Annotated in this window: 24 protein-coding genes; 13 read left to right on the forward strand and 11 right to left on the reverse strand. The window is 53.8% G+C overall.

Features of this window, described 5'->3' with window-relative positions; genetic code table 11:
* Positions 1–22: 22 nt before the first annotated feature.
* The 4 genes from FAP39_RS00235 to FAP39_RS00250 are packed head-to-tail and all read left to right on the forward strand — an operon-like array spanning position 23 to position 3344.
* A complete protein-coding gene (locus FAP39_RS00235; RefSeq protein WP_138014355.1) occupies positions 23–922 on the forward strand; it encodes a formate dehydrogenase accessory sulfurtransferase FdhD in 900 nt (299 codons plus the stop codon).
* 54 nt (positions 923–976) lie between these two features.
* Positions 977–1600 carry a molybdenum cofactor guanylyltransferase MobA gene (gene mobA, locus FAP39_RS00240; protein ID WP_138014356.1) on the forward strand — a complete coding sequence of 208 codons (624 nt, stop codon included), beginning with the start codon at positions 977–979 and terminating at the stop codon, positions 1598–1600.
* On the forward strand, positions 1597–2088 hold the full coding sequence (gene mobB / locus FAP39_RS00245; protein WP_138014357.1) for a molybdopterin-guanine dinucleotide biosynthesis protein B: 492 nt from the start codon (positions 1597–1599) through the stop codon (positions 2086–2088). Before mobA ends, mobB begins: the two co-directional genes overlap by 4 nt.
* Positions 2085–3344 (forward strand): molybdenum cofactor synthesis domain-containing protein, encoded by a 1260-nt coding sequence (locus tag FAP39_RS00250; protein WP_138014358.1) that lies wholly within the window; start codon positions 2085–2087, stop codon positions 3342–3344. The genes mobB and FAP39_RS00250 overlap by 4 nt, the downstream gene beginning before the upstream one ends.
* A 9-nt stretch (positions 3345–3353) precedes the next feature.
* Here FAP39_RS00250 and FAP39_RS00255 read toward each other — a convergent pair whose 3' ends face one another.
* Both FAP39_RS00255 and greA read right to left on the reverse strand, forming a co-directional pair.
* Positions 3354–4367 (reverse strand): hypothetical protein, encoded by a 1014-nt coding sequence (locus FAP39_RS00255; RefSeq protein ID WP_138014359.1) that lies wholly within the window; start codon positions 4365–4367, stop codon positions 3354–3356.
* Between the two features lie 24 nt (positions 4368–4391).
* Complete coding sequence (greA, locus tag FAP39_RS00260; RefSeq protein WP_138014360.1) at positions 4392–4862, reverse strand: transcription elongation factor GreA; 471 nt, start codon at positions 4860–4862, stop codon at positions 4392–4394.
* A gap of 252 nt (positions 4863–5114) precedes the next feature.
* Between greA and FAP39_RS00265 the strand changes: the two genes are divergently transcribed.
* From FAP39_RS00265 to FAP39_RS00275, 3 genes are all read left to right on the forward strand, one after another.
* On the forward strand, positions 5115–6764 hold the full coding sequence (locus FAP39_RS00265) for an electron transfer flavoprotein-ubiquinone oxidoreductase (protein ID WP_138014361.1): 1650 nt from the start codon (positions 5115–5117) through the stop codon (positions 6762–6764).
* Positions 6765–6877: 113 nt separating this feature from the next.
* Positions 6878–8587, forward strand: a complete 1710-nt coding sequence (locus FAP39_RS00270) for a tetratricopeptide repeat protein (protein WP_246058888.1) — start codon at positions 6878–6880, stop codon at positions 8585–8587.
* On the forward strand, positions 8577–9401 hold the full coding sequence (locus FAP39_RS00275) for a 4-(cytidine 5'-diphospho)-2-C-methyl-D-erythritol kinase (protein ID WP_138014362.1): 825 nt from the start codon (positions 8577–8579) through the stop codon (positions 9399–9401). The genes FAP39_RS00270 and FAP39_RS00275 overlap by 11 nt, the downstream gene beginning before the upstream one ends.
* 36 nt (positions 9402–9437) lie before the next feature.
* On the opposite strand, the gene FAP39_RS00280 is transcribed toward FAP39_RS00275, so the two are convergent.
* Positions 9438–10439 carry a polyprenyl synthetase family protein gene (locus tag FAP39_RS00280; RefSeq protein WP_138014673.1) on the reverse strand — a complete coding sequence of 334 codons (1002 nt, stop codon included), beginning with the start codon at positions 10437–10439 and terminating at the stop codon, positions 9438–9440.
* A 55-nt stretch (positions 10440–10494) separates the two neighbouring features.
* Here FAP39_RS00280 and FAP39_RS00285 point away from each other — a divergent pair, with 55 nt between their 5' ends.
* The 3 genes from FAP39_RS00285 to FAP39_RS00295 all read left to right on the forward strand — a co-directional run bounded on the left by FAP39_RS00285 (position 10495) and on the right by FAP39_RS00295 (position 11808).
* Positions 10495–10710: a putative signal transducing protein gene (locus FAP39_RS00285; RefSeq protein WP_138014672.1), complete on the forward strand. Its 216-nt coding sequence runs from the start codon at positions 10495–10497 to the stop codon at positions 10708–10710.
* A gap of 2 nt (positions 10711–10712) precedes the next feature.
* Positions 10713–11465 carry a tRNA1(Val) (adenine(37)-N6)-methyltransferase gene (locus FAP39_RS00290; protein WP_138014363.1) on the forward strand — a complete coding sequence of 251 codons (753 nt, stop codon included), beginning with the start codon at positions 10713–10715 and terminating at the stop codon, positions 11463–11465.
* A gap of 172 nt (positions 11466–11637) precedes the next feature.
* The gene (locus FAP39_RS00295; protein ID WP_138014364.1) at positions 11638–11808 is read left to right on the forward strand and encodes a YdcH family protein; all 171 of its coding nucleotides are present in this window, start codon (positions 11638–11640) and stop codon (positions 11806–11808) included.
* Here the strand turns inward: FAP39_RS00295 and yddG are convergent.
* The 5 genes from yddG to FAP39_RS00320 form a co-directional block, all read right to left on the reverse strand.
* Positions 11805–12671, reverse strand: a complete 867-nt coding sequence (gene yddG, locus FAP39_RS00300) for an aromatic amino acid exporter YddG (protein WP_138014365.1) — start codon at positions 12669–12671, stop codon at positions 11805–11807. The two genes, FAP39_RS00295 and yddG, sit on opposite strands and share 4 nt — an antisense overlap.
* Complete coding sequence (locus FAP39_RS00305; protein WP_138014366.1) at positions 12668–13615, reverse strand: transcriptional regulator GcvA; 948 nt, start codon at positions 13613–13615, stop codon at positions 12668–12670. Before FAP39_RS00305 ends, yddG begins: the two co-directional genes overlap by 4 nt.
* Positions 13616–13951: 336 nt before the next feature.
* Positions 13952–14674: an acetoacetyl-CoA reductase gene (gene phbB / locus FAP39_RS00310; RefSeq protein WP_138014367.1), complete on the reverse strand. Its 723-nt coding sequence runs from the start codon at positions 14672–14674 to the stop codon at positions 13952–13954.
* Positions 14675–14861: 187 nt separating this feature from the next.
* Positions 14862–16037, reverse strand: coding sequence for an acetyl-CoA C-acetyltransferase (locus tag FAP39_RS00315; protein WP_138014368.1), 1176 nt, complete (start codon positions 16035–16037; stop codon positions 14862–14864).
* Between the two features lie 151 nt (positions 16038–16188).
* Positions 16189–17034, reverse strand: a complete 846-nt coding sequence (locus FAP39_RS00320; RefSeq protein ID WP_138014369.1) for an EAL domain-containing protein — start codon at positions 17032–17034, stop codon at positions 16189–16191.
* Between the two features lie 98 nt (positions 17035–17132).
* Here FAP39_RS00320 and FAP39_RS00325 point away from each other — a divergent pair, with 98 nt between their 5' ends.
* Positions 17133–17744: a DNA-3-methyladenine glycosylase I gene (locus FAP39_RS00325; RefSeq protein ID WP_138014370.1), complete on the forward strand. Its 612-nt coding sequence runs from the start codon at positions 17133–17135 to the stop codon at positions 17742–17744.
* Between the two features lie 63 nt (positions 17745–17807).
* Here the strand turns inward: FAP39_RS00325 and FAP39_RS00330 are convergent, their stop codons facing one another.
* Positions 17808–18176, reverse strand: a complete 369-nt coding sequence (locus tag FAP39_RS00330) for a tellurite resistance TerB family protein (protein WP_425471386.1) — start codon at positions 18174–18176, stop codon at positions 17808–17810.
* 385 nt (positions 18177–18561) lie between these two features.
* Here FAP39_RS00330 and FAP39_RS00335 point away from each other — a divergent pair, with 385 nt between their 5' ends.
* Positions 18562–20205, forward strand: a complete 1644-nt coding sequence (locus FAP39_RS00335; protein ID WP_138014372.1) for a lysine--tRNA ligase — start codon at positions 18562–18564, stop codon at positions 20203–20205.
* A 190-nt stretch (positions 20206–20395) separates the two neighbouring features.
* Positions 20396–22681 (forward strand): glycosyl hydrolase family 28-related protein, encoded by a 2286-nt coding sequence (locus FAP39_RS00340; RefSeq protein ID WP_138014373.1) that lies wholly within the window; start codon positions 20396–20398, stop codon positions 22679–22681.
* Here FAP39_RS00340 and FAP39_RS17450 read toward each other — a convergent pair.
* Both FAP39_RS17450 and gap read right to left on the reverse strand, forming a co-directional pair.
* Positions 22678–22821: a hypothetical protein gene (locus FAP39_RS17450; protein ID WP_171006747.1), complete on the reverse strand. Its 144-nt coding sequence runs from the start codon at positions 22819–22821 to the stop codon at positions 22678–22680. The two genes, FAP39_RS00340 and FAP39_RS17450, sit on opposite strands and share 4 nt — an antisense overlap.
* Before the next feature lie 86 nt (positions 22822–22907).
* Entirely contained in the window at positions 22908–23906 is a 999-nt protein-coding gene (gene gap, locus FAP39_RS00345) for a type I glyceraldehyde-3-phosphate dehydrogenase (RefSeq protein WP_138014374.1), read from the reverse strand.
* Positions 23907–23933: the final 27 nt, after the last annotated feature.

The following is a 23933-nucleotide window of genomic DNA, read 5'->3' on the forward strand; positions in this document are numbered from 1 at the left end:
GCCTAGCGTTCAATCTTTGGAGATGCAATTGTCCAGTTCGACCGATTTCACGGATTACCTGATTGCCCCCAATCCAACCCAGCCTGATTTGGCCCGCGTGGTCGACGGTGTGGATCATACCGGTCAAACCGTGCGCCTATCAGTTATCGAAGAACGACCGCTTACGATCTATTTGAATTCGCAAGAAATTGTGACCGCGATGACCATTGGGGATTACCCCAAGTATCTGGCGCTTGGGTTCTTGCGCAATCAAGGGATGCTGCTGGATACTGATGTTGTGACCCGCATCGATTTTGATGACGAACTGGATACGGTTGTTGTGCGCACCGCCCAGGAAACCAGCCACGAAGAAAAACTGAAAAAGAAAACGCGCACCTCAGGGTGTGCTGTGGGGACGGTATTTGGCGACATGATGGAGGGGCTCGAGGCGGTGACGTTGCCCAATACGCCTGTTCTGACATCTGATTTGTATGCCTTGGCGCATAAGATAAACCGCACGCCGTCGCTGTATCTTGAAACAGGCGCCATTCACGGAACGGTGCTGTGTCAGGGAAATCGACCGTTGGTGTATATGGAGGACGTGGGGCGTCACAATGCCGTTGATAAAATTTCCGGCTGGCTGTTCGACACAAAGACAGAGGCCTCAGATAAGATTTTGTATACCACAGGCCGGTTGACGTCTGAGATGGTGATCAAAACGGCCCTGATGGGTATACCTGTTTTGGCGTCGCGATCCGGCTTTACGGCGTGGGGTGTCGAGATTGCACAGCAGGTTGGTTTGACGCTGATCGGGCGGATGCGCGGTCAAAGGTTTGTGTGTCTTTCGGGGAATGATAGAGTGACCCGTGATGTTGATCCTTCCAGCGTTCCAGAGGACGACAAAAAGCACAGACGAAAATCTGCTTCGGTCGATGACGCATAATAAATATGACCCGGACTTTTATTGTCTGGGGATACAATTAGGAAAGCCAAATCCATGCAGCAGCCAGTTGGAGTGATCCTTGCAGGAGGTCTCTCGTCTCGAATGGGTGGCGGAGATAAAGGGCTTCTTGATCTGAATGGCCAATCGATTTTGCGGCATGTTATTGACCGGTTAGAGCCGCAAGTTGCAAGCGTGGCGATCAATGCAAACGGCGACGCCGGACGATTTTCCGATACGAACTTGCCTGTCTTGCCCGATACGATTTCCGATTACCCTGGTCCTTTGGCCGGGGTGTTGGCTGGATTGGATTGGGCCGCATCGCAAGGGGCTGCGCACATTGTGACGGCAGCGGCAGATACCCCGTTTTTCCCATGTGATCTGGTGCCACAGCTTGTTCTGGCCGCACAAGACCGTGATCCAGCCATTGCCTTGGCCGCAAGCCGCGACCCTGACACGGGGAAACTCTGGCGTCAGCCGACATTTGGGTTGTGGCCGGTTGCACTGCGCGACGACCTGCGCGCGGCCCTAATAGGTGGGCTGCGCAAAGTGGTTCTGTGGACCGATTCCTATAATGCGGCGACAGCGGTGTTCCCAAATTTCGGACTGGATCCGTTTTTCAATGTGAACACGCCGGTCGAATTGGAACAGGCGCGTGCATTTGCAAAGGGTGCGGGATGAAAATCTTTGGTGTTACCGGATGGAAGAATGCAGGCAAAACCGGCCTGATGGAGCGGCTTGTGTCTGAGATCACATCGCGTGGTTTGCGGGTATCGACGCTTAAGCACGCGCACCATTCCTTTGATGTCGATCATCCCGGACGGGATAGCTATCGCCACCGCGAGGCGGGCGCGTCGCAGGTTCTGTTGGTATCAGAGCACAGGTGGGCCCTGATGAGCGAACAACGTGGAGCACCGGAACCTGCGCTCGAAGAGTTGCTGCAGAAACTATCACCCGTCGATCTGGTGTTGATCGAAGGCTATAAGCGTGAACCACACCCCAAGATCGAAGCCTTTCGGGCTGTTGCAAACAATCCTCTGATTGCAGAGGGCGATAAAACGATTGTTGCGATCGCATCCGATTGCCCGATCGATATTGATCGGCCTGTGTTTGATCTGGATGACACAATTCAGATCGCCAATTTTATCCTCAACGAGGTCGGCTTATGACGTTGACGCCACCACCCCTGCAAGATGATTGTTTTGCGTTGCCTGCAGGAACGCATTGGACCTCGGTCAAAGATGCACACGAGATGTTACGTGCGCGTCTGTATCCGGTGTGTGACGTCGAAAATGTGGCGATTGACCAAGCCGCGTATCGGATTTTGGCCAGTGATGTTGTTGCCCAAAGGTCCAACCCGCCACAGCCAAATACCGCAGTGGATGGGTATGGATTGCGCTCTGTCGATATTGTGGACGGACCACAGGTCGTGCCTTTGATGAACGGAAGATCTGCTGCCGGGGCACCCTTTGACGGCGTGCTTGAGCAAGGACATGCTGTGAGGGTGTTGACCGGCGCGACGCTTCCGGCTGGTGTGGATACCGTCATTTTGCAAGAAGATGTCACCAGCGATGGCACGGCGATTGCATTTCATGGGCCGCTAAAGGTCGGTGCCAACACGCGCAAAGCCGGTGAAGACGTCAAGAAATCTGACGTCATTTTGCGGAAAGGGCGCAAGTTGTCCCCGACCGATGTTGCGCTTTGTGTGGCAACGGGAATAGCGCATGTTGCTGTGTACAAAACATTGCGGGTTGCCGTCCTGTCAACGGGGGACGAACTGGCTTCACCGGGGCAGGATGTGCGTGCTGATCAAATATATGACGCAAACCGGCCTATGCTGTTGTCGCTGATCGCGCGTTTGGGGTTTGACGCCGTCGATTTGGGCCGCGCACCGGATGATCGCACCAAGCTTGCGGCGTTTCTCGATCAAGCGGCGGGGCAGGCTGATGTGATTTTGACATCTGGTGGGGCCTCTGCAGGCGACGAGGACCATCTGTCTGCCCTGTTAAACGAGCGTAACGCGATGTCGCTTTGGCGGTTGGCAATCAAACCGGGGCGTCCGTTGGCGCTTGGGGTGTGGAATGATACCGCTGTGTTTGGCCTTCCGGGGAATCCTGTTGCGGCTTTGGTGTGTACATTGGTGTTCGCGTGCCCTGCGATGGGGGTTTTGGCGGGGCAGGGATGGCAACACCCTCAGGGCTTTGACGTTCCGGCGAACTTTGTAAAAACCAAAAAGGCCGGGCGGCGCGAATATCTGAGGGCCCGTATTAGCAATGGCATGGTGGAGATTTTCGCGTCGGAAGGATCGGGCCGGATTAGTGGCCTGTCATGGGCCGAGGGTCTGGTCGAGTTACCCGATCACGCACTTGAGGTCACGCATGGGGACTTGGTCAGGTATTATCCTTACGCAAGCTTTGGCATTTAGATTGCGCGCCTAGTCAAAAATACCGGCCACGCGGCCAAGCAGCATAAAGGCGCGGGCCGTGCGTGTATCAGAGAGATCTGCGATATCAGCGTCTGATGCCGTTTGTTCAAATTCCACAAACGTCTTGTCAAACCTGCGCAAGAAATGATGCGCGGCATCCCGAAAAATCGGGTCTTGCTTCATCCGGCCTGCTGCCAGTGCCAAAGACGAGCGATCCCGAATGCCGCCAAGCTGTGCAATCACGCGACCACGTTCGCCGTTGGCAAAGCCGCGCCAAATTTCAGGACGCGCCAGATCTGGGCGCAAGTCATCCATATAGATGCCGTCTTGGGACAATAGCGTCAGCACATCCTGTGCGGCTTGAATCAGTTGAGATGCCTGTCGATCTTTCAACGCTTTGCGCAGAGCAGCAAAGCCAGCCTTGTCCTCGGCGTTTTCTGGGAAATTCAGCGCACTGATAAAATCTTTACGCGCCAGCGGTGGCGTTAAGTCCTCGGCTGGGGTGCCAAGCGCCAAGAGCCCCTGATCTTCGGCGTCTTCGGCGATGGGCTCAACCACGGGTGCCTTACGGATACCGCCTGTGTCGCGCGACGTCGAAAAAGTTGCCAGCGCGGTTTCCGTCTTGCGCTGGGCCGCTGCGATCTCGTCAAGTTTTCTGGACACAGAAGGTTCTGCGCCTTTGGGTTGCTGACCTTGGGTCTGGGCCACATAGGTTCGGCGCATGGCATCAATCGCGGCCTGAAGTCGTTGGCTCTCTTCGCGCATAACGCGAGAGGACCGAGCAGCAGTCGCGGCGACCCAGATCATCGCAACCGGCAAGAAAATCGCAAGCATTGTCATGACAAAGCGGAGCGAGTCGACCTCGCCAGTCTCAGGACCCAAGACGATAAAGAACATCGCAGTTCCGGCCAGCCAGATGACGCTGACCGTAAGGGCCACGATTTCGATCCCGGTCACCTGAGGGCGGTCGGGTTTCTCGTAGATGCCAAGTGGGGTGGGCCGGCTGTCGCTGTCCTCGGTCATAACTTGTCCTGCTCCATCTGCGCCCTAGACGTAGGCGATGGTTAGTACCTCATAGCTCTTTTGCCCGCCGGGCGTACGCACTTCGACGCTATCGCCTTCTTCTTTGCCGATCAGGGCACGGGCAATCGGAGATTTGATGTTCAAAAGCCCGTGTTCCACGCTTGCTTCGTGTTCGCCAACGATCTGCCAGGTCTTTTCTTCGTCTGTGTCTTCGTCGACCAATGTGACGGTGGCTCCGAACTTGATGGTGCCCGACAACGAGGTTGGATCAATGACTTCGGCCAGTGAGATCACGCCTTCCAATTCTTTGACGCGGCCCTCGATAAAGGAATGCTTTTCCCGAGCTGAATGGTATTCCGCATTCTCAGAAAGATCGCCGTGCTCACGCGCTTCGGCGATGGCACTGATGATGGCCGGACGTTCAACAGTTTTGAGCTGCTTCAATTCTACTTCGAGCGCCGTAAAGCCGGCGCGTGTCATTGGTATCTTTTCCATGGGTCTGTCCCGATCGTCCAAGACCGCGCCGGAAAGGGTGCGGTCTGTCATTGTTTTCATCTTTGTCTCAGAGTGCCCCGAGCGCCCTTCCAAAAGCAAGTGGTCAGGCATAATGCAAGCGCTAATCCGCAAAAATCAGGCTGAACTTACGTTTTTGGTCAATTTGCCGTCGTGTTACGATTGACGTTTTGTTTTAACCTAGGCTAGCAACTGCGAAACTTTATTTCCCAGCCACTTTAGGAAGGAAGCCGGATGTCCGAGATCGAACGCGAAGCCATGGAGTATGACGTAGTTATCGTAGGTGCAGGTCCTGCTGGATTGTCCGCTGCGATTCGACTGAAGCAACTTGATGCTGATCTGGAAGTCGTTGTTCTTGAAAAAGGGTCCGAAGTTGGGGCGCATATCCTTTCAGGCGCTGTGCTGGACCCATCTGGTCTGGACAAGCTGATCCCGGATTGGAAAGACAAAGGCGCGCCTTTGAACGTGCCAGTCAAGGAAGACAATTTTTATATGCTAGGTGAAGGCGGAGAAGTCCGTATTCCAAACTTCCCTATGCCGCCTTTGATGAACAACCACGGCAACTATATCGTGTCGATGGCGAACGTCTGTCGCTGGATGGGCGAACAGGCTGAAGAACTGGGCGTCGAAATTTTCCCGGGCATGGCATGTTCCGAATTGATCTTTGGCGACAACGGCGAAGTCAAAGGCGTCGTGGCAGGCGAGTTTGGCAAAGAAGCTGACGGTACGATGGGCGCGAACTATGAACCGGGCATGGAGCTGCACGGCAAATATGTGTTCATTTCGGAAGGTGTGCGCGGCAGCCTCGCGAAAGAAATTATCGCCAAATACGATCTCCAAGCTGGCAAAGAACCACAAAAGTTCGGTCTTGGCATGAAAGAGATTTGGGAGATCGACCCCGCCAAGCACCGCGAGGGAACTGTGACCCACACAATGGGCTGGCCTTTGGGTAGCAACGCTGGCGGTGGGTCGTTTGTGTACCATCTGGACAACAATCAGGTGTACGTCGGATTTGTTGTGCACTTGAACTATAAGAACCCATACCTGTTCCCATATATGGAATTCCAACGGTTCAAGCATCACCCGATGATTGCGGATCTGCTTGAGGGTGGGAAACGTGTTGCTTACGGCGCGCGTGCCATTTCCGAGGGCGGATATCAATCCATGCCAAAAATGACCTTCCCGGGCGGAGCACTGCTTGGGTGTTCGGTTGGGATGGTCAACGTTCCGCGAATCAAAGGCAACCACAACGCGATGTTGTCGGGTATCGCGGCGGCAGAAACTGCCTTTGATGCGATCAAAGATGGGCGTTCCGGCGATGAATTGCCTGAGTACGAGGTCGAAGTACGCACAGGCGCCATCGGTAAAGACCTTAAGAAGGTGCGCAACATCAAGCCGATGTGGTCCAAATGGGGCATGATGGCATCCACTGTATTGGGCGGCTTTGATATGTGGTGCAACACATTGGGCTTTTCGCTGTTTGGAACTCTCAAACACGGCAAGAACGATGCGGATGCGACGCAACCGGCGGATAAATTCAAGCCGATCGATTATCCAAAGCCGGATGGCAAGCTGTCTTTTGATCGCTTGACCAACGTCAGCTTTGCAATGACCAACCACGAAGAAAGCCAACCTTGCCACCTGCAATTGGCTGACCCGAGTATTCCGGTGAATGTGAACCTGCCGAAATATGCAGAACCTGCGCAGCGCTATTGCCCGGCTGGGGTCTATGAGGTGGTCGAAGAAGAAGGCAAAGATCCGCGTTTTGTGGTCAATTTCCAAAACTGCGTGCATTGCAAAACCTGCGACATCAAAGACCCGAGCCAGAACATCACTTGGGTGACACCACAGGGTGGCGACGGTCCGAACTATCCAAATATGTGATGAGCTCACTGCAAATTGTCTAAAACTATGGGGCGGCCTTCGGGGCGCCCCATTGCGTGTCCGACCTTTGCGCACTACCTTCCTGAACAAGAGATTGTTTTGAGGAGCCTCGTGTGGCCGTTTCTTTTCTTCGTAAGTTGACGTTGTCAGTCGTGCTGACAACTCTGACACTCCCGGCGCAAGCCGAAGGGCTGTCTGGTGCGTATCTTGCCGCGCGGCAGGCCAGTATGAACAGCGACTATACTGCATCCGCAGAGTACTTTACCCGAGCCTTGACGCGCGACCCGTCGAACCCGAAAATTTTGGAAAGCGCTGTTTTGGCGTATCTGTCGTTGGGGCAGATCGATACGGCTATTCCGATTGCGCGCAAGATGGAAACCGATGGCTTGGAAAGCCAACTTGCCAGAATGGTACTGGCGGCTGGGTTGATCAAAGATGGGCGGTATGAAGCCCTGTTGGACAGCATCGAGAGCGGGCAGGGCGTGAGCGAGCTTGTTGATGGCCTGATGACGGCGTGGGCGCACATTGGAAATGGAGACATGTCAAATGCGCTAAAGGCCTTTGATGCGGTTTCAGAACAACCCGGCCTAGCAGGGTTTGCGAGCTATCACCGTGCTCTTGCGCTTGCATCTGTGGGGGATTTTGAAGGCGCCGAGGCGATCTACTCTGACAAAAGCGGCAGTGCAATTCAGCTCACTCGGCGGGCGGTGATGGCTCTGGCTGAAATTCTAAGCCAGCTTGATCGAAACGACGAAGCGCTCAAGTTGATGGATGATGTATTTCAGGGGGATCTCGATCCCGATCTGAAAATTATTCACACCAAGCTGGTGGCGGGTGAGACGCTCGCGTTTACCCATGTGCGCGGTGCTCAAGACGGCATGGCAGAGGTCTATTACTCTCTGGCTGGTGCTCTCGAGCGGGAAGCAAATCCCGACTATACCTTGCTGTACACACGTGTCGCTGAATATCTGCGACCAGACCATTTCGAGGCTCTGCTGCTGAGTGCCGGATTGCTTGAACAGCTTGGCCAATTTGATCTTGCGACGGCTGCATATAAACGTGTCCCAGCCGACCATCCGTCGTTTCATGCGGCGGAACTCGGGCGCGCAGAAGCATTGCGCCAAGCTGGTAAACTGGATTCTGCCATTGAAGTGCTGGAACAATTGGCACGCACGCATGGTGACCAACCTTTGGTTCATTCAAGTCTGGGTGATTTATTGCGTCAGAAGAATGATTTTGCTGGGGCAGTGCAAGCGTATGATCGCGCGTTTGCGTTGTTTGAAAAACCCAATCACAATCAATGGTTTATCTTGTATGCACGCGGCATTTCTCACGAGCGTCTGGGGAATTGGGAACAGTCCGAAGCAGATTTTCGCAAAGCGCTTGAATTGAATCCCGAGCAACCTCAGGTGCTGAATTATTTGGGCTATTCGCTCGTTGAAAAACAGGTGAAACTGGATGAAGCGCTGTCGATGATTGAACGTGCCGTGGCGGCGCGCCCAGACAGCGGGTATATCGTCGATAGCCTTGGATGGGTTCTGTACCGTTTAGGTCGGTATGACGAAGCTGTGGACCAGCTTGAGCGTGCAACAGAACTGATGGCTGTTGATCCGGTGGTGAATGATCATCTCGGCGATGCATACTGGGCCGTCGGGCGTCACCTTGAGGCGCAGTTCCAATGGAAGCGTGCGTTATCCTTTGTCGATGATGAATCAGCGGAAGAGGCAAAACCAGACCGTATTCGCCGAAAGCTTGAGGTCGGACTGGACCAAGTGCTCTCTGAAGAGGGATCTGACCCGTTGAAGGTCGCCGATGAAGGCTAGGGCTTTTGCGCCGGCAAAGGTCAACTTGACGCTTCATGTGACCGGACAGAGACCAGACGGATATCATCTGCTTGAGTCGCTGGTGGTGTTTGCCGATGTGGGCGATGTACTGTTTGCTGAGTTAGGTACAGACCGAGACACACCTTGCTTACGTGTTCAGGGGCCGATGGCTGAGGGTGTGCCGACAGACGCGCGCAATCTTGTCCTGCGAGCTGCACAGACCATGGATGCGTCCGCTAGGTTTACCTTGGACAAGCACCTGCCTGCGGCAGCGGGTATCGGCGGTGGGTCCTCTGACGCGGCGGCGGCAATGCGACTGTTGTCGGATTTGTCTGGCGCAAGAATTCCGAGCGATCGCGGGTTGTCGTTGGGCGCAGATGTGCCGGTGTGCCTATTGGCGCGCGCTGCAACGATGTGTGGCATTGGCGAACGTGTGACGGCTGTGGATGGCTTGCCCCCGCTGCCTGCTGTGCTGGTGAACCCAAGAGTGAGCGTCTCGACGCCTGATGTTTTCCGCACGCTTACATCCAAATCAAACCCAAAAATGGACACGGTGCCAGAAGGTGCGGCGTTGCAGGATCTCGCTGCTTGGTTGGAAACGCAAAGGAATGATCTTGAGGCCGCTGCATTGCATGTTCAGCCGGTAATTGGTCATGTGTTAAAGGCGCTTGATGGCGCGTTGTTGGCGCGCATGTCCGGCTCTGGGGCGACGTGCTTTGGGATATATCCCGACCTTGGCGCGGCCAAATCAGCTGCGGCTCGGATTTCCGAGGCGTATCCAGCGTGGTGGGTGACCCCGACCACCCTACGATAGGTGATTAGGGTAAACCTGCGATGACGCAATTGTAGGTTAGCTTATGCGGGCCACAACATAGTCAGCCAAATCAGCCAACATTTTGCGAATGTCATGATCCGGAAGGAGGGCGATGGCGTCTTTTGCCTTGTCCGCCCAAGCGATCGCATCTTGGCGTGTGGCCGAGAGCGTGTCATGTTTATGCAAAAGGCTGAGGGCGTGGTCCAGATCGCCTTCGACCTGTTTGCCCTTCTCAATTGTGCGAACCCAAAATGCGCGCTCTTCAGCATCGGCCTTGGCGACGGCCTTGATCACAGGAAGCGTCAGCTTGCGCTCGCGGAAATCATCGCCGATATTTTTGCCTGTCACGGCACTATCGCCTTGGTAATCCAACAAGTCGTCCACAATCTGGAATGCAATTCCAAGAGCATCGCCATAGTCATAGAGCGCCTGTACGAAGTCTTCGTCTGCCTGAGCGATCACGCCCCCAACCTGCGTCGCCGCGGAAAACAACGCCGCTGTTTTTCCACGAACCACCTGCAGATATATTGACTCGTCCGTGCGCAAATCTTGCGCTGCGGTCAACTGAAGCACTTCGCCTTCGGCGATCGTGGCCGAGGCATTTGCGAGAATATCCAAAACCCGCAGACTTCCGGTTTCTACCATCAGTTGGAACGAGCGCGAAAACAGGTAATCCCCCACCAGAACGGAGCTTTTGTTATCCCACAATAGATTTGCGGTGGGGCGTCCGCGGCGCTGGCCGCTTTCGTCAACAACGTCGTCATGTAGCAAGGTCGCGGTGTGAATGAATTCAACCGTAGCTGCCAAATGGATGTGGAAAGGCCCCGTATAGCCGCAGAGTTTGGCCGCCGCCAAAGTCAGCATCGGGCGCAATCTCTTGCCGCCGGCATCGACCAAATGGGCCGTAACCTCGGGGATACGGGGGGCATGTTTGCTGGCCATCCGCTGAGTGATCAATGTGTTCACTGCGGCCATATCTTCTGCCAACACGGCGCTGAGCGCCTCATGTGGCTTGGTTGCTGACTTATCCAGACCCATCACACTCCCGTCACAGGTCTCGACATTTGTCATGACCTGCCTTTACATCCCCAACATGAAAGAACTTTTGCGTAGCAACGACCCGACGATCATCGCCTTTGCCACAGCCCTTCTTCGAGGGGAGGGTATAGACTGCTTTGAAATGGACGTAAATATGAGCGTGTTAGAAGGCTCTATCGGAATTTTTCCGCGGCGCTTGATGGTGCATGAAGACCTGATTGACCGCGCCAAAATCGTAATGGTGGACAACGACATTCCATTGGGGCGTTGAACATGTCTGACACGACGGTGAATGCCTATCTGGATGGCGCGTTGATGATCCGCCAACCGGCCAAGGGGTATCGCGCGGGGGTGGATCCGGTTTTGCTGGCGGCATCGATTCCTGCCAAGTGCGGTCAATCCGTGCTTGAGCTTGGGTGCGGTGTCGGTACTGCAGTCCTGTGTTTGGCGCACCGCGTACCCGGATTGTCTGTGGCCGCAGTCGAACTGCAATCGGAATATGCGCAGCTCGCCAAAGAAAATGCCCAGAAAAACAATGTGGTATTGGATGTGCATGTTGCTGACCTCGCGCGCTTACCAACAGAGCTACGTCAAAAGAGGTTTGATCATGTGATTGCGAACCCACCGTATTTTGATCGCGCGGCAAGTGTTTCTGCGGCGGACCAAGGGCGTGAAACGGCAATGGGCGAGCGCACTTCGTTGGATCAATGGGTTGCGGTTGCGGCCAAGCGATTACAACCGCGTGGGTACGCCACATTTATTCATCGTGCCGAAAGGTTGCCTGATCTGCTTGAGGCCATGGGATCGCGGCTTGGATCTCTTCAGGTGATGCCGCTTCAATCCCGACATGGGCGTGATCCGGGGTTGGTTTTGGTGCGTGGGCGCAAAGAAGGGCGGGCGGCGTTTCGGTTGCACGCTCCTGTGTGCATGCATGAAGGCACGCATCATGATGGCGACAAAGAGAGCTATACCGCGCAGCTACGGGCCATATTGCGTGACGGTGTTGCGTTGAACTTTCCCGATTAGAATCAGGGCGGCTCACCAATGATGACTCTGGCAGTTGATAACGTATTTATGACAAATCCTGCGACCAATCGGCAGAAAACCGACCTGTTACAAATTTGATGCGGTTGCCGCGTGACAGATCGCAAAAAGTATGGTGCACTACAGAGGTAATTTCATTCTGAGGAGGACTGCCATGAGCGTGAGCTCGCATTTGGAAGAACTGAAACGGAAACACGACGCCCTTTCGACGCAAGTCGAAACCGAGCAGCGTTCCCCTGGTTCGAGCGATTTTGATATTGCGGAATTGAAAAAGCAGAAACTCAAGCTCAAGGAAGAAATCGAGCGCCTTTCGGTAACTGCCTAATTTGTTTTAAGGCTGGCGCGCGCGGCAATTATCGCGCCGCCAGTAATGAATATGGTTGCAAATGCCAAGGTCCAGCTTGGTTCAGCGACACCAACCCCAACAAGGACGAGAGTGGACAGTAAAGGTGCTGCATAAGATGCAGTCCCCAGAAGTTGAATGTCACCCCGTTTTACACCGATATCCCAGACATAAAATGCCAGTCCGACTGGGCCAAGGCCGAGTGCGATTGCTGAGGCCCAGCCAACAAAGCCGATGGGCCAGACGGTGTCTTCGAATGCCAGATGCATTCCCGCAGACAAGATCGCTGTTGCGACACAAAACACGGCGACAGTTTCGGTTGGGATGGCACCAAGGGTGCGCGAGATCACCGAATAACCGGACCACGTCAGCGCACAGGCGATGGCCAGCAAGTATCCAGGAATTGCGTCGGGGTTAAATGTGCTTGTGCCGCCTTGGATGATTAGGGCTGCGCCAAGAAACCCGAGACAGGCGCCCATAAGATGTCCTTTGCGTAAAGTTTCACCGGGCAGCAGGCCGGACATCAAGACAATGAGCAGCGGCCAGAGATATGCAATCAGGCCAGCCTCGGCGGCGGGCGCAAGACGCAAGGCGCTAAAGTAAAGGGCGTGATAGCCAAACAGTCCAACCGTGCCGAACGCATATACTTTCCAGCTCACGTTCTTAAGTTTTGAGAACTGACCTGTGCGGATCGTCCAGATCAGGCCAATGGTGCCGCCAATCGTAAAGCAGATCGTATTCAGCAAAAGGGGGGGCGTTGGGGCAGTGCCAACGGTGAACAGCGCGAGCAGCGACCACAGTAATACGGCGCAAAAACCGACAAGCGTTGCTGAGGATCGCGTCATGGGGTACTCACGTTTTCGATGGGAATGATCTGCAGGGTGTCTGACACTGATGCGGTTTTGTCAATTTCGTCAAGTATCCACTTTTCGAATGCTGCTATCTGAGGTCGGGTTTCGGCCCCCAAAGGGCACAGAAAGCGAAAGTGGGCCTTAAGGCCAAGTGCAACCTTGTATGGTGCAACAAGCCGCCCTTCGTGCAGATCCTTGATCACCATCGCGCGCCGACCTAAGACAATTCCGGCCCCTGCCAATGCGGCGTCTACTGCGTGATCCGCTTGTGAGAAATGCGCACCATGTGTGGGCGTGTAGTCCATGCCCACAGCGCGAAACCATGTGGTCCAATCGCAAGGTGGGTCCAAGAAGTTGATGGAATTATCAAACATCAAGGGCGCGTTGCGCAAGCTTGATGGTGTTGGATACTGTGCCGCCATCTCAGGGGACATCACAGGTGTGACCCATTCTTGTCGTAAGGGGCGGGAATACAGCCCGGGATCGGGACCATTTCCGAATCGAATCGCGACGTCAATTTCATCCTGTACAAAATCCATCAGCCGCAGGCTGGCCGTAAATCTGAGATCGATGTCAGGTTGCGCTCGGGCAAACTCGTAGAGCCGCGGGGCAAGCCATTTGGCGGTGAACGCCGGGCCCGCAGTGACGGTAAGCGTTGCGTTATCCTGCAGCCTGCGCGTCATGCGCCATGCCTTTGTGAGTTCGGTAAATCCGGCTGATGCGCCGGGTGCCAACATTCGCCCAGCTTCAGTCAGCTTTACCGCTCGGTTTAGGCGTACAAAGAGAGGTTTCCCAAGGTGCTCTTCAAGCGATTTTATCTGAAAGGACAGCGCCGCGGGGGTCACGTTGAGCTCGCTGGCTGCGAGTGCAAAGGACATGTGCCGTGCGGCAACTTCAAAAGCGCGTAACGCGGTAAGGGGGGGCAGTCGATCTGTCATTTCACATTAGTATATCTTAACTGAAGTGATGAAAAGTCTCGTTTGTCCTTATGAAAGTAAAAGCGCATCTTGGTAACAGTTTAGATTTGTTAACTGAAAGGGTTCCCAATGATCGAAGTAGCCTCCAGCGTACGCGTTCGCCAAGCCTATCAAGATGCCCACAAAGAGCGAGGGATGGTTTTGGTCAATTTGGGACGCTGGATCAAAAAAATGATTTCTTTTCCGCTGGGCGTGCGCGTCCTTACGGAGACGCCCCGCTGAACAACAGTTCTTACGAGGCAAAAAGGCCGGCCACATGTGTGGCCGGCCTTTGGTATTGATCGTCTAAGCGACTGCTTATGAGAAGAACTGACCGCCATTTGCAGAAATGGTCGAGCCGTTTACAAAGCTCGCGTCATCAGAGGCCAAGAACGCTACGCAGCGCGCGATTTCTTCTGGCTCGCCCAAACGTCCGGTTGGGATTTGGCTGATGATCGACTCGCGGACCTTTTCTGGGACTGCCATGACCATCTCTGTCGCGATGTAACCCGGGCAAACCGCGTTTGCAGTGATGCCTGCACGCGCACCTTCTTGGGCCAGTGATTTTACAATGCCAAGATCGCCAGCTTTGGTCGCGGCATAGTTCACTTGAGCAAATTGACCTTTTTGACCGTTCACCGAGCTGATCACGATAATGCGTCCGAACTTGCGTTCCCGCATGCCAGGCCAAATCGGGTGTACTGTATTGAACACGCCTGTCAGATTGGTGTCGATCACTTGATGCCACTGCTCAGGGGTCATTTTGTGGAACGGTGCATCGCGCGTGATGCCAGCATTGGCGACAACTACTTCGATGGGGCCAAGATCGGCTTCAACCTTGGCAATGCCAGCAGCGCTGTCTTCATAGTTTGCGACGTTCCATTTGTACGTCTTGATGCCGGTTTCTTCGGTAAATTTGGCTGCAGCTTCGTCATTCCCCGCATATGTTGCTGCTACGGTGTAACCCTCTGCTTTGAGACGTTTCGAAATTGCTTCACCGATGCCGCGTGAACCGCCGGTTACGAGTGCTACTCTTGCCATGATTTCCTCCAGTGTGGCCTAGTACTTGGTAATTCTGTTACGAAAGTTTACCGGAATGTGCAACATTGTTGCGTGCGCAATTTGCCGCAATGCAGCTTTTATCCGGTATCCATGTAAATTTTTGATATCAAAGATGAAAAAAGGGCACCGAAAAGGCGCCCTTCTTGAAATTTTTTGATGCATCCAATTATGGGCGCTCAAGACACATAGCGACACCCATGCCGCCACCGATGCAAAGTGTTGCGAGACCTTTTTTCGCGTCGCGACGCTTCATTTCAAACAACAGGGTGTTCAAAATGCGTGCCCCGGATGCGCCGATTGGGTGGCCGATTGCAATGGCGCCGCCATTCACGTTCACAATTGCTGGATCCCAGCCCATGTCTTTGTTCACGGCGCAGGCTTGCGCAGCGAATGCCTCGTTGGCTTCGACCAAATCAAGATCAGATGCAGACCAGCCCGCTTTGTCGAGGGCCTTGCGGGATGCATAGATCGGGCCAACGCCCATGATCGACGGGTCAAGACCGGCGGTTGCATAAGACGCGATGCGGGCCAACGGCTCGATACCGCGTTTTTCGGCTTCTTCGGCGGTCATCAGCAATGCACCAGCGGCACCGTCATTCAAGCCAGAGGCGTTGGCAGCGGTCACCGAGCCGTCTTTGGCGAAAGCTGGTCGCAGTTTTTGCATTGCAGCCATAGTTGCCCCGTGGCGGATGTATTCGTCTGCATCCACAATGATCTCGCCCTTACGGGTTTTCACAGTGAATGGCACAATCTCGTCCACGAACTTGCCCGCTTTTTGAGCCGCTTCGGCTTTGTTTTGCGACGCAACAGCGAATTCGTCCTGCATGTCGCGGCTGATCTGCCACTGATTTGCGACGTTTTCAGCAGTTTGGCCCATATGATACCCGTTGAAGGCATCCCAAAGACCATCGCGGATCATGGAATCAATGTATTTCACATCGCCCATTTTGTGACCGGCCCGAAGATGTGCAACGTGGGGAGACAAAGTCATGTTTTCTTGACCACCTGCGGCCACGATTGCGGCATCACCCAACTGGATGTGCTGAGCGGCCAAGGCAACGGCCCGAAGCCCAGAGCCACAAACTTGGTTGATACCCCATGCGGCGCTCTCGATCGGGAGGCCAGCGTTGACGTGGGCTTGGCGCGCAGGGTTTTGGCCTTGGCCCCCCGTAAGAACTTGACCCAAGATGGTTTCAGACACATCAGATTTTTCGATACCAGCGCGCTCTACCAGTGCAGACAGCATTGTCGCGCCTAGATCATGTGCGGGCGTGTTGGCGAACGAACCGCCAAAGCTGCCGACGGCGGTGCGGGCTGCCGAAGCAATCACTACGTTAGTCATATGTTTTTCCTCTACCAAAGATTCCGGCAAAAAGTGTTCATAAATGTCGGAGATTGCAAGTGTCTCCTCCTGCCTTGCAATTGGTAAATAGAGGATTTGCTGCACTGCGACAACAGACAGGGTGTCTCATGTCTGGGCGATGTGGATTCCGTTATGCGGCTGAACGCTTGGATTTGCGGTTTTCCCAAGGTGGTTTGACCGTTGGAGCCCCGAATAGAAAACCTTGCAAGCAGTTGAAACCAAGATCAGAAAGCACTGTAGCGTCTTCGCGCCTCTCGACACGGCTGGCGATGGTCAGCATATCCAAATTACGTGCGATATTTGAAATTCCGCCGGCTATGATCTGATTTTCCTGGTCCAAGTGAATATCGCGCGTGAGCTGCCCATCGAACTTGATGATGTCAAAAAAGAAGTCCTTGAAGTACTTGAACGACGTAAACCCTGATCCAAAATCATCCAATGCAAATGAAATGCCTTTGGCCTGAAGGTCGTCCATAAAGTCGATCACGAGTTCGGGGACATGCATCGCTGATTTTTCAGAAATTTCCAAAATGAGGCGCTCCGCAATATGCGGATGATCATCCAGCGCGCGCTCGAGACTTTTGGTCCAGCGCCGGTATCCAATGGATCGTGCAGACATGTTAATGGAAAGCCGCAGAGCCGGATATCTGGCCAAAGCTTCAAGCCCGGTTTCTAGGGCGAGACAGTCCATCTGGCGGCCAATTTCCGTGTCCTCGATTGTATCCATAAAATCCTTGGCGGGGATGATCCGCCCCGTGTCATCGAGCACGCGAATAAGGCCCTCGTAAAACGCAGGGGTTTTCAAATCTGCGGCATTCACAATGGGTTGATAGGCTAGGAGCACTTGTTTGTGCATGATGGCCGCCTTGACCATATCAAGCGTTTTGGTGTCGCGGGAGGCGAGCGCATAGTCCAGTGGCGTGTGGTGCCCGGGCGGTATGTCGGCAAGATCTCTTTTCTTAGTACGGCGGCCCATCTCTGGCTCCTATTGCAATCCGCGCCAGAATGTCGCCAAACTTATCAACAATCTCTTAAATCGACAGTTTGAGGCAAACCTTAACCGTTGGGGCAATTATGAGCGAAAGATGTGGCTGGGTTGGCCTAGAAGACATTTACGTGGACTATCATGATTTGGAATGGGGCGTGCCGGAATATGACAGTCGCGCCCTTTGGGAAAAGCTTGTTCTTGATGGGTTTCAAGCCGGGCTAAGCTGGCTGACGATCTTGAAAAAACGAGATAATTTCCGCGAGGCATTTCAAGGGTTTGACCCCAATAATATTGCCGAATGGACCGAAGATGATGTCACGCGGCTGCTCGACAATCCGGGTATCGTGCGCCATCGTGGCAAGATCGAGGCCACGATCGGAAATGCGAAAGCCTGGCAGCGCATTCAGCAGGCCGAAGGCTTTGACAATTTCTTGTGGAAGTATGTTGATTTTCAACCATGCCAGAACACGTGGCGGTCACAATCCGAGGTCCCGACCCAGACGCCTTTGTCGCTACAAATTTCGAAAGATTTGAAGAAAGAAGGGTTTCGGTTTTGTGGCCCGACGATCGTGTACGCTTTTATGGAGGCGGTGGGTATGGTCAACAATCACGTTGTGGGGTGTGCGCGTCATGCCGAGGTGGCTCAGATGCCCAAGTCTGAAATGCGTAAGAAGTTCGAACAAACCAAGGCGCGCTGACTTAGCAGCCTTGGTTTGCCAAATTATTTGACTGGGGAGCGGTCTTGCCCGCGTCCTGGATGCCTAGAGCATGTGACGCGCACGTGCGCCACGTTCGATACCCGCAGCGTGCAGGCGATCAATGTCCAGCTCATACCGAATTTCTTCGAGAAGACGCAATTCATCCTCGTGGATTTTTCCGTCAGCCGCTGCAACGTCGCACGCAAGAGCGTAAGCTGTCTCAGTCAACCTCTGAGGTAGGCTTTCTCTGATAAGCCCAAACAACGCAGCCAAGCCGTCTTCTTGTTCAAAAAGGTCAAATACAGTTTGAGACACGGGTTTCATGCGGTCGATGTCATATTCTGCAAAAATTGGAAGATTGTTCACGGCAGATTGAATTTTGACCAGCTCTGCGGTGCGGATGTTTTCATCCGATGCGGAAATGGCGACCATCACCGCCACAAGGCAATCTTGAGGAGTGAGCGGGTTTGATGAGTCTTGAGCCACGGCTGGCGTCCTTATTCTAAGAAGGTTTATTCCAGCCTATGGGGACCGCATGGGGGCGGCAATAGAATATTGACATTCCGGCGCAATCCCGCCCGCATATTGCATCAAGCAGGGGCGGTGTCGGGGCCTTCTTCATTACCGTGCGTGGGGCTGTTGGTCACGCGATTTACTCTGGGGCCCGTAAATGAATGGGCTTTTCCAAAGTTGAGCTGTTTCTGTGGTGAATTTTGCGAGATACTTGGTGAAATTGTTGACCATGCTGCGACAGCACAATAGGTAGCCAAGGTCATGCGTTTATAGAGGCGCGTGAACTTAATTTCTGGAGAGAGACATGTCTGAACTGCGCGATGCTGCACTCGTTTCGAAAGCCTGGCCCTTTGAAGAAGCACGCCGGGTGCTCAAACGCTATGCAAAGCAGCCCCCTGAAAAGGGCTTTGTGCTGTTTGAGACTGGCTATGGTCCTTCAGGTCTGCCGCATATCGGGACCTTCGGCGAGGTTGCCCGCACGACCATGATCCAAACCGCGTTCGAGGTGATCTCGGACATTCCGACCAAGCTGATTTGTTTTTCCGACGATCTGGATGGCATGCGGAAGGTACCCGGCAATGTGCCCAATTCTGAAGGCCTGCACGAACACCTGCAAAAGCCGCTGACGTCCGTGCCAGATCCATTTGGCACGCACGAGAGTTTTGGCCACCATAATAACGCAATGCTGCGTCGGTTCTTGGACACGTTTGGGTTTAAATACGAATTTTACTCGGCTCAGGAGTTTTACAATTCGGGTCGGTTTGACGAGGTGCTCAAGCGCGCAGTAGACAAATATGATGACGTGATGGCTGTCATGTTGAAAAGTTTGCGCGAAGAGCGCCGCCAAACCTATTCGATTTTCCTTCCGATCCATCCTGAGACGGGGCGTGTTTTATACGTGCCGATGAAGAAAGTTTGCGCCGAGACATACACCATCACCTTTGACGACGAAGATGGCAAAGAATGGACGCTGCCGGTCACTGGTGGGAATGTTAAGTTACAGTGGAAACCGGATTTTGGTGCGCGCTGGGCCGCGCTGCAAGTCGACTTCGAGATGTACGGTAAGGACCACAGCACCAACACGCCGATCTATGACAGTATCTGTCGAATACTTGGCTGGCGTGCGCCAGAGCATTTCACCTATGAGCTGTTTTTGGATGCCGGTGGCCAGAAGATTTCGAAAACGTCGGGAAATGGTATTTCGATTGATGAATGGCTGACCTATGCCTCGACCGAGAGCCTCGCGTATTTTATGTATCTCAAGCCGAAGACGGCCAAGCGGATGCATTTTGACGTGATCCCAAAAGCTATGGATGAATATCATCAGCAGCTGCGCGCGTATCATGGACAGGATATCAAGGCACAATTGAACAACCCTGTTTGGCATATTCACGGTGGCGATGTGCCCCAGTCGAATATGGTGGTACCGTTTTCAATGCTGTTGAACCTTGCGTCGGTGGCTTCGGCAAAGAACAAAGAAGGCTTGTGGGGCTTTATTCAGCGGTATGCGCCCGAGGCATCGCCGGAAACACACCCTGATTTGGATGCTGCCGCAGGATATGCACTGAAGTACTATGAAGACTTTGTAGAACCGGAAAAAACTTTCCGTCTGCCAAGCGATCAAGAGCGCGCCGCGCTCGAAGAATTGGCAGCAGCGTTCCGTGACGGCGACAAGGCATTGGATGTGATTGCCCGCAAAAATGCCCAGATGGGGAATGAAGATGCGTTGCCTGCGGTCGATTTTGGCTCTGACGAATTCCTCCAGTCAATTGTATTTGCAGTGGGAAAAATACACGGGTTTGAGAACCTGCGCGATTGGTTCAAGGCGCTCTACGAGGTTTTGTTGGGGGCGTCACAGGGGCCAAGGTTTGGCGGGTTCGCAGCGCTTTATGGTGTCGAGGAAACCGCCGCGTTGATCGACAAAGCGTTGGCAGGTGATCTGCTCTAAGCTGGTATTGACCTGACGTTGAAAATCAAGCGCGTGCCAGTTGTGGTGCGCGCTTTTCTTTTGCGCATATGTCTGCAACGCCACCGTTACGGTGGGGTGAACGCCCGTTAATTCCGACTTGGTATGACCTTTTCAACAAGTGGGTGCCCGTTTTCGCAAGGGCACTTTGGGTAACGTTGAAAGGGATCACATGAACAAGGCAATTACCGACGGAGTGCTGTTGATGCCACCTGCGTTTTCGGCGGGGCTGGCGCAGTGGTCAAGTGGCGACGGGACACCCGGATCAGACACATATGACAATGCTGTCAATGCAGCCTATGTGCCGTCCGATCAGGATTTTGGCGGGTGTCTGGAGCTGGTGAAAACCACGTCTGTGCAACAGTTGCGGTATATGGGAGAGACGCCGTTTCTTCCGGGGTGCTACTTGCGGGTCAAGGTGCGGATCAAGGCAATCAGTGGCAATTTGCCGTCGGTGCGCATCGCGGCATGGGCGGGGAATGGCGGCCATTCTCACGTGAGCGGCCTAGCGGAAACCGGCCCATCGGTCACGCTGACATCTTATGGAGAAATTGTTGAAGTCAGCGCTATTATTGGCAGCGGTGGTCGCGGCGGTGTTGATATGGTGTGGGGGAGCACCCCAGTTTACGGCCACTTTGGTTTGGATTTGACCGGGTCTTCGGGCGGCGTGGTACGGATCGATGATATCCAGATCGAAGACATCACCAGTGCCTATCTGCGCGACATGATGGATTGGGTTGATGTGCGGGATTTTGGTGCTGTGGGGGATGGTGTCACGGATGACTCTGCCGCATTTGATGCGGCGAATGATGCTGCGAATGGCCGAGAAGTCGTTGTCTCGGCTGGTCAGTATTGGTTGGCGGAAAACGTTACATTCTCGACGCGGGTACGTTTTGAAGGCACGGTGGTTATGCCGACCGACAAGTATCTTTCTTTGACACGAAATTTTGATCTGCCATCCTATATCGACGCGTTCGGAAATGAAGAACTCGCCTTTAAAAAGGCGTTCCAGTCGCTGCTAAATAATGCGGATCACGAGTCTTTGGATTTGGGTGGCCGCAGGATCACAGTCACCGAACCCATTGATATGCAGGCGGCTGTGGCAAATCGGGATGAGTATGCCCAGCGGCGCCATATCAGGAATGGCCAGTTTTATGTGACGGGGGATTCCGCTTGGGAGCCCGATGTTGCTACATCCATTGCCAGCTATAATTCATCGGATGGGCGGTTGCTGCGCAATGTGGCGAACGTCGCGAACATTGCGGTCGGGTCGCTGGTTACGGGTAATGGCGTTGGTCGGGAAATCTATGTGCATGCCAAAAATGAAGCGACCCAAGAGGTCACGCTGACCCATGCGCTGTATGATGCTGAGGGTACGCAGACCTATACGTTTACGCGGTTCAAGTACCTCATGGATTTTGGCGGCTTTCGAAAGCTGAGTGTCTTCTCGATGTCGGATATCGAGTTCCAGTGCAATTCCTTGGCCAGTGGCATCATGCTTGCGCCGTCGGGCGTGATTTTTCACCTAAAGGATTGTTTCATCACGCGCCCAAGGGATCGCGGAATCACGTCGACAGGTGAAGGGTGTCAGGGCATGTTGATTGACCGCTGCCAGTTTATCACGCGAGAAGGGGGAACGGCGGCACAGGACCGGACAACCGTTGTGTTGAACACCAACGCAAATGACGTCAAGCTTCGCAACAATCGCGCCAGTCAGTTTCGCCATTTTGCCGTGTTGGGAGGGGCAAATGCTGTGATCTCGGGCAATCACTTTTTTCAGGGGGATGGCCAATCCGCCGGGGTACGCACCGCAGGTATCGTGCTGACACAGTCTCATTGTTCGACAACAATTGTCGGGAATTATGTCGACAATTGTTCGATTGAATGGACGAACGAGTACGAAAGTTCGCCCGATTTCAATGGTGGATATTCCTTTAGCGCCCTCAGTATCACCGACAATGTGTTTCTGTCAGGAGATGTCGCGCCGTGGTTTTCTTATCTGGTGATCAAGCCCCATGGTTCGGGTCACTATATCTCGGGCATGACAGTGACCGGCAACAAATTCCGCAGCATCAAAGGCACGACAATTGATCGGGTCGATCATGTGGATACCAGCTTTGCTAATCTTGATATGCGTAAAGGCAAGAACGTGCTTTTTGAGGGCAATACATACCATGCCGTCGAAACACCGGTCTTTAACCCACTGGTCGTTGAACATTCAGAGAATTCGGTCAATCAAACGTGGGTTATAGATAGTGCAGGGAAGCTCCCATTCGGGGGACGTGCCCGCAGCGTAGAATCTGTGGTCATGACCAGCAAAATTAAAAACGCGAACAATACTGCCGAATACACGATGCCCTATGTCACAACAGAAGAAGGTGGCTCGGGGGATCAGGTCTATCTGCACTGGCAAAAAAGTGTGTCTGGGGACGTGGTAGTCAGGCTGCGTATGGACTAGCGCCAGAAAGCAATCCATTCGACAAGGTCAAAAAACTTTTTGGCCAGAATGAGCGTGCTTTGCCCATCCATAAACACCAGATCATACCCAAGACCGGTGAGAATCACGACTGCGAGAAATACCGCGATCGGGTTTGTCATACTGAAAGCGCCTCCGGAAGCTGTCGACATACTTGGGTATGCCTGACAGCGACCGGAGGCGCAAGATTTCACAAACCTAGGATTGTTTAGAAGCTACCCATCTTGGCAGCAACATCTGCCATCCGGCAGGAGAAACCCCATTCGTTGTCATACCACGCCAGAACCCGCACCAGACGGCCGCCGATCACTTTGGTTTGTTCTGCTGCAAAGATCGAGCTTTCGGTCGAGTGGTTATAGTCGATCGAAACCAGTTTCTCTTCGCTGTATCCAAGAACACCTTTCATGGGGCCAGCGGCGGCTTCGGCCATGGCGGCGTTCACATCGGCTTCGGTGACGTCTTTCTTGGCAACAAACGTCAGGTCCACGGCAGACACATTTGGTGTTGGGACACGAATAGCGGAACCGTCGAGCTTGCCTTTGAGCTCGGGAAGAACTTCGCCAAGGGCTTTGGCTGCACCTGTAGATGTCGGGATCATCGACATCGCTGCAGCCCGCGCGCGGTACAGATCTTTGTGGCGTCTGTCCAATGTCGGTTGGTCGCCGGTATAGGCGTGAATTGTCGTCATGATGCCTGATTCAATGCCGAACGCGTTGTTCAGAACCTTGGCAACAGGGGCAAGACAGTTGGTTGTGCAAGACCCGTTCGAGATCATCGTGTCAGACGCCAGTAATTCCGCGTCGTTTACACCAAACACAACTGTGCGATCTACGTTTTTACCCGGCGCTGAAAGCAGAACTTTCTTTGCGCCGCGATCAAGGTGAGCTTTGGCTTTTTCACCGTCGTTGAATTTGCCCGTGCATTCCATGACCACGTCAACGCCGGACCAGTCCAACTCGTCCATGTTATAGGTCGAAAACATTTCCATTTCGCCGACGCCAAGGTCCATGGTGCCTTCACCAATTTTTACCTCGTTGCGGAAGCGGCCATGCACCGAGTCATAGCGGATCAAATGGGCGGCTGTGTCCAGCGGGCCGGTTGCATTCACCTTTACGACTTTGACGTCGTCGCGCGCAGTTTCGGCGATGTGCATGAGAGTGCAGCGACCAATACGGCCAAATCCGTTAATACCAACAGTGACAGTCATGTCTTATCCCTTTTCGCAGAATTTGCG

The sequence above is a fragment of the Shimia litoralis genome (assembly GCF_005518135.1).
GTDB lineage: Bacteria > Pseudomonadota > Alphaproteobacteria > Rhodobacterales > Rhodobacteraceae > Shimia_E > Shimia_E litoralis.

Excerpts from the sequence above, each read along its gene's own strand:
- FAP39_RS00315 (WP_138014368.1), bottom strand. The coding sequence starts at position 16,037 with ATGACTAACGTAGTGATTGCTTCGGCAGCCCGCACCGCCGTCGGCAGC.
- FAP39_RS00235 (WP_138014355.1), top strand. The coding sequence starts at position 23 with ATGCAATTGTCCAGTTCGACCGATTTCACGGATTACCTGATTGCCCCC.
- gap (WP_138014374.1), bottom strand. The coding sequence starts at position 23,906 with ATGACTGTCACTGTTGGTATTAACGGATTTGGCCGTATTGGTCGCTGC.
- FAP39_RS00325 (WP_138014370.1), top strand. The coding sequence starts at position 17,133 with ATGAGCGAAAGATGTGGCTGGGTTGGCCTAGAAGACATTTACGTGGAC.
- FAP39_RS00255 (WP_138014359.1), bottom strand. The coding sequence starts at position 4,367 with ATGACCGAGGACAGCGACAGCCGGCCCACCCCACTTGGCATCTACGAG.
- FAP39_RS17450 (WP_171006747.1), bottom strand. The coding sequence starts at position 22,821 with ATGACAAACCCGATCGCGGTATTTCTCGCAGTCGTGATTCTCACCGGT.
- mobA (WP_138014356.1), top strand. The coding sequence starts at position 977 with ATGCAGCAGCCAGTTGGAGTGATCCTTGCAGGAGGTCTCTCGTCTCGA.
- FAP39_RS00275 (WP_138014362.1), top strand. The coding sequence starts at position 8,577 with ATGAAGGCTAGGGCTTTTGCGCCGGCAAAGGTCAACTTGACGCTTCAT.
- yddG (WP_138014365.1), bottom strand. The coding sequence starts at position 12,671 with ATGACGCGATCCTCAGCAACGCTTGTCGGTTTTTGCGCCGTATTACTG.
- phbB (WP_138014367.1), bottom strand. The coding sequence starts at position 14,674 with ATGGCAAGAGTAGCACTCGTAACCGGCGGTTCACGCGGCATCGGTGAA.
- FAP39_RS00335 (WP_138014372.1), top strand. The coding sequence starts at position 18,562 with ATGTCTGAACTGCGCGATGCTGCACTCGTTTCGAAAGCCTGGCCCTTT.
- FAP39_RS00295 (WP_138014364.1), top strand. The coding sequence starts at position 11,638 with ATGAGCGTGAGCTCGCATTTGGAAGAACTGAAACGGAAACACGACGCC.
- FAP39_RS00340 (WP_138014373.1), top strand. The coding sequence starts at position 20,396 with ATGAACAAGGCAATTACCGACGGAGTGCTGTTGATGCCACCTGCGTTT.
- FAP39_RS00305 (WP_138014366.1), bottom strand. The coding sequence starts at position 13,615 with ATGACAGATCGACTGCCCCCCCTTACCGCGTTACGCGCTTTTGAAGTT.
- FAP39_RS00285 (WP_138014672.1), top strand. The coding sequence starts at position 10,495 with ATGAAAGAACTTTTGCGTAGCAACGACCCGACGATCATCGCCTTTGCC.
- FAP39_RS00330 (WP_425471386.1), bottom strand. The coding sequence starts at position 18,176 with ATGGTCGCCATTTCCGCATCGGATGAAAACATCCGCACCGCAGAGCTG.
- FAP39_RS00290 (WP_138014363.1), top strand. The coding sequence starts at position 10,713 with ATGTCTGACACGACGGTGAATGCCTATCTGGATGGCGCGTTGATGATC.
- FAP39_RS00280 (WP_138014673.1), bottom strand. The coding sequence starts at position 10,439 with ATGGGTCTGGATAAGTCAGCAACCAAGCCACATGAGGCGCTCAGCGCC.
- FAP39_RS00265 (WP_138014361.1), top strand. The coding sequence starts at position 5,115 with ATGTCCGAGATCGAACGCGAAGCCATGGAGTATGACGTAGTTATCGTA.
- greA (WP_138014360.1), bottom strand. The coding sequence starts at position 4,862 with ATGGAAAAGATACCAATGACACGCGCCGGCTTTACGGCGCTCGAAGTA.
- FAP39_RS00250 (WP_138014358.1), top strand. The coding sequence starts at position 2,085 with ATGACGTTGACGCCACCACCCCTGCAAGATGATTGTTTTGCGTTGCCT.
- FAP39_RS00320 (WP_138014369.1), bottom strand. The coding sequence starts at position 17,034 with ATGGGCCGCCGTACTAAGAAAAGAGATCTTGCCGACATACCGCCCGGG.
- mobB (WP_138014357.1), top strand. The coding sequence starts at position 1,597 with ATGAAAATCTTTGGTGTTACCGGATGGAAGAATGCAGGCAAAACCGGC.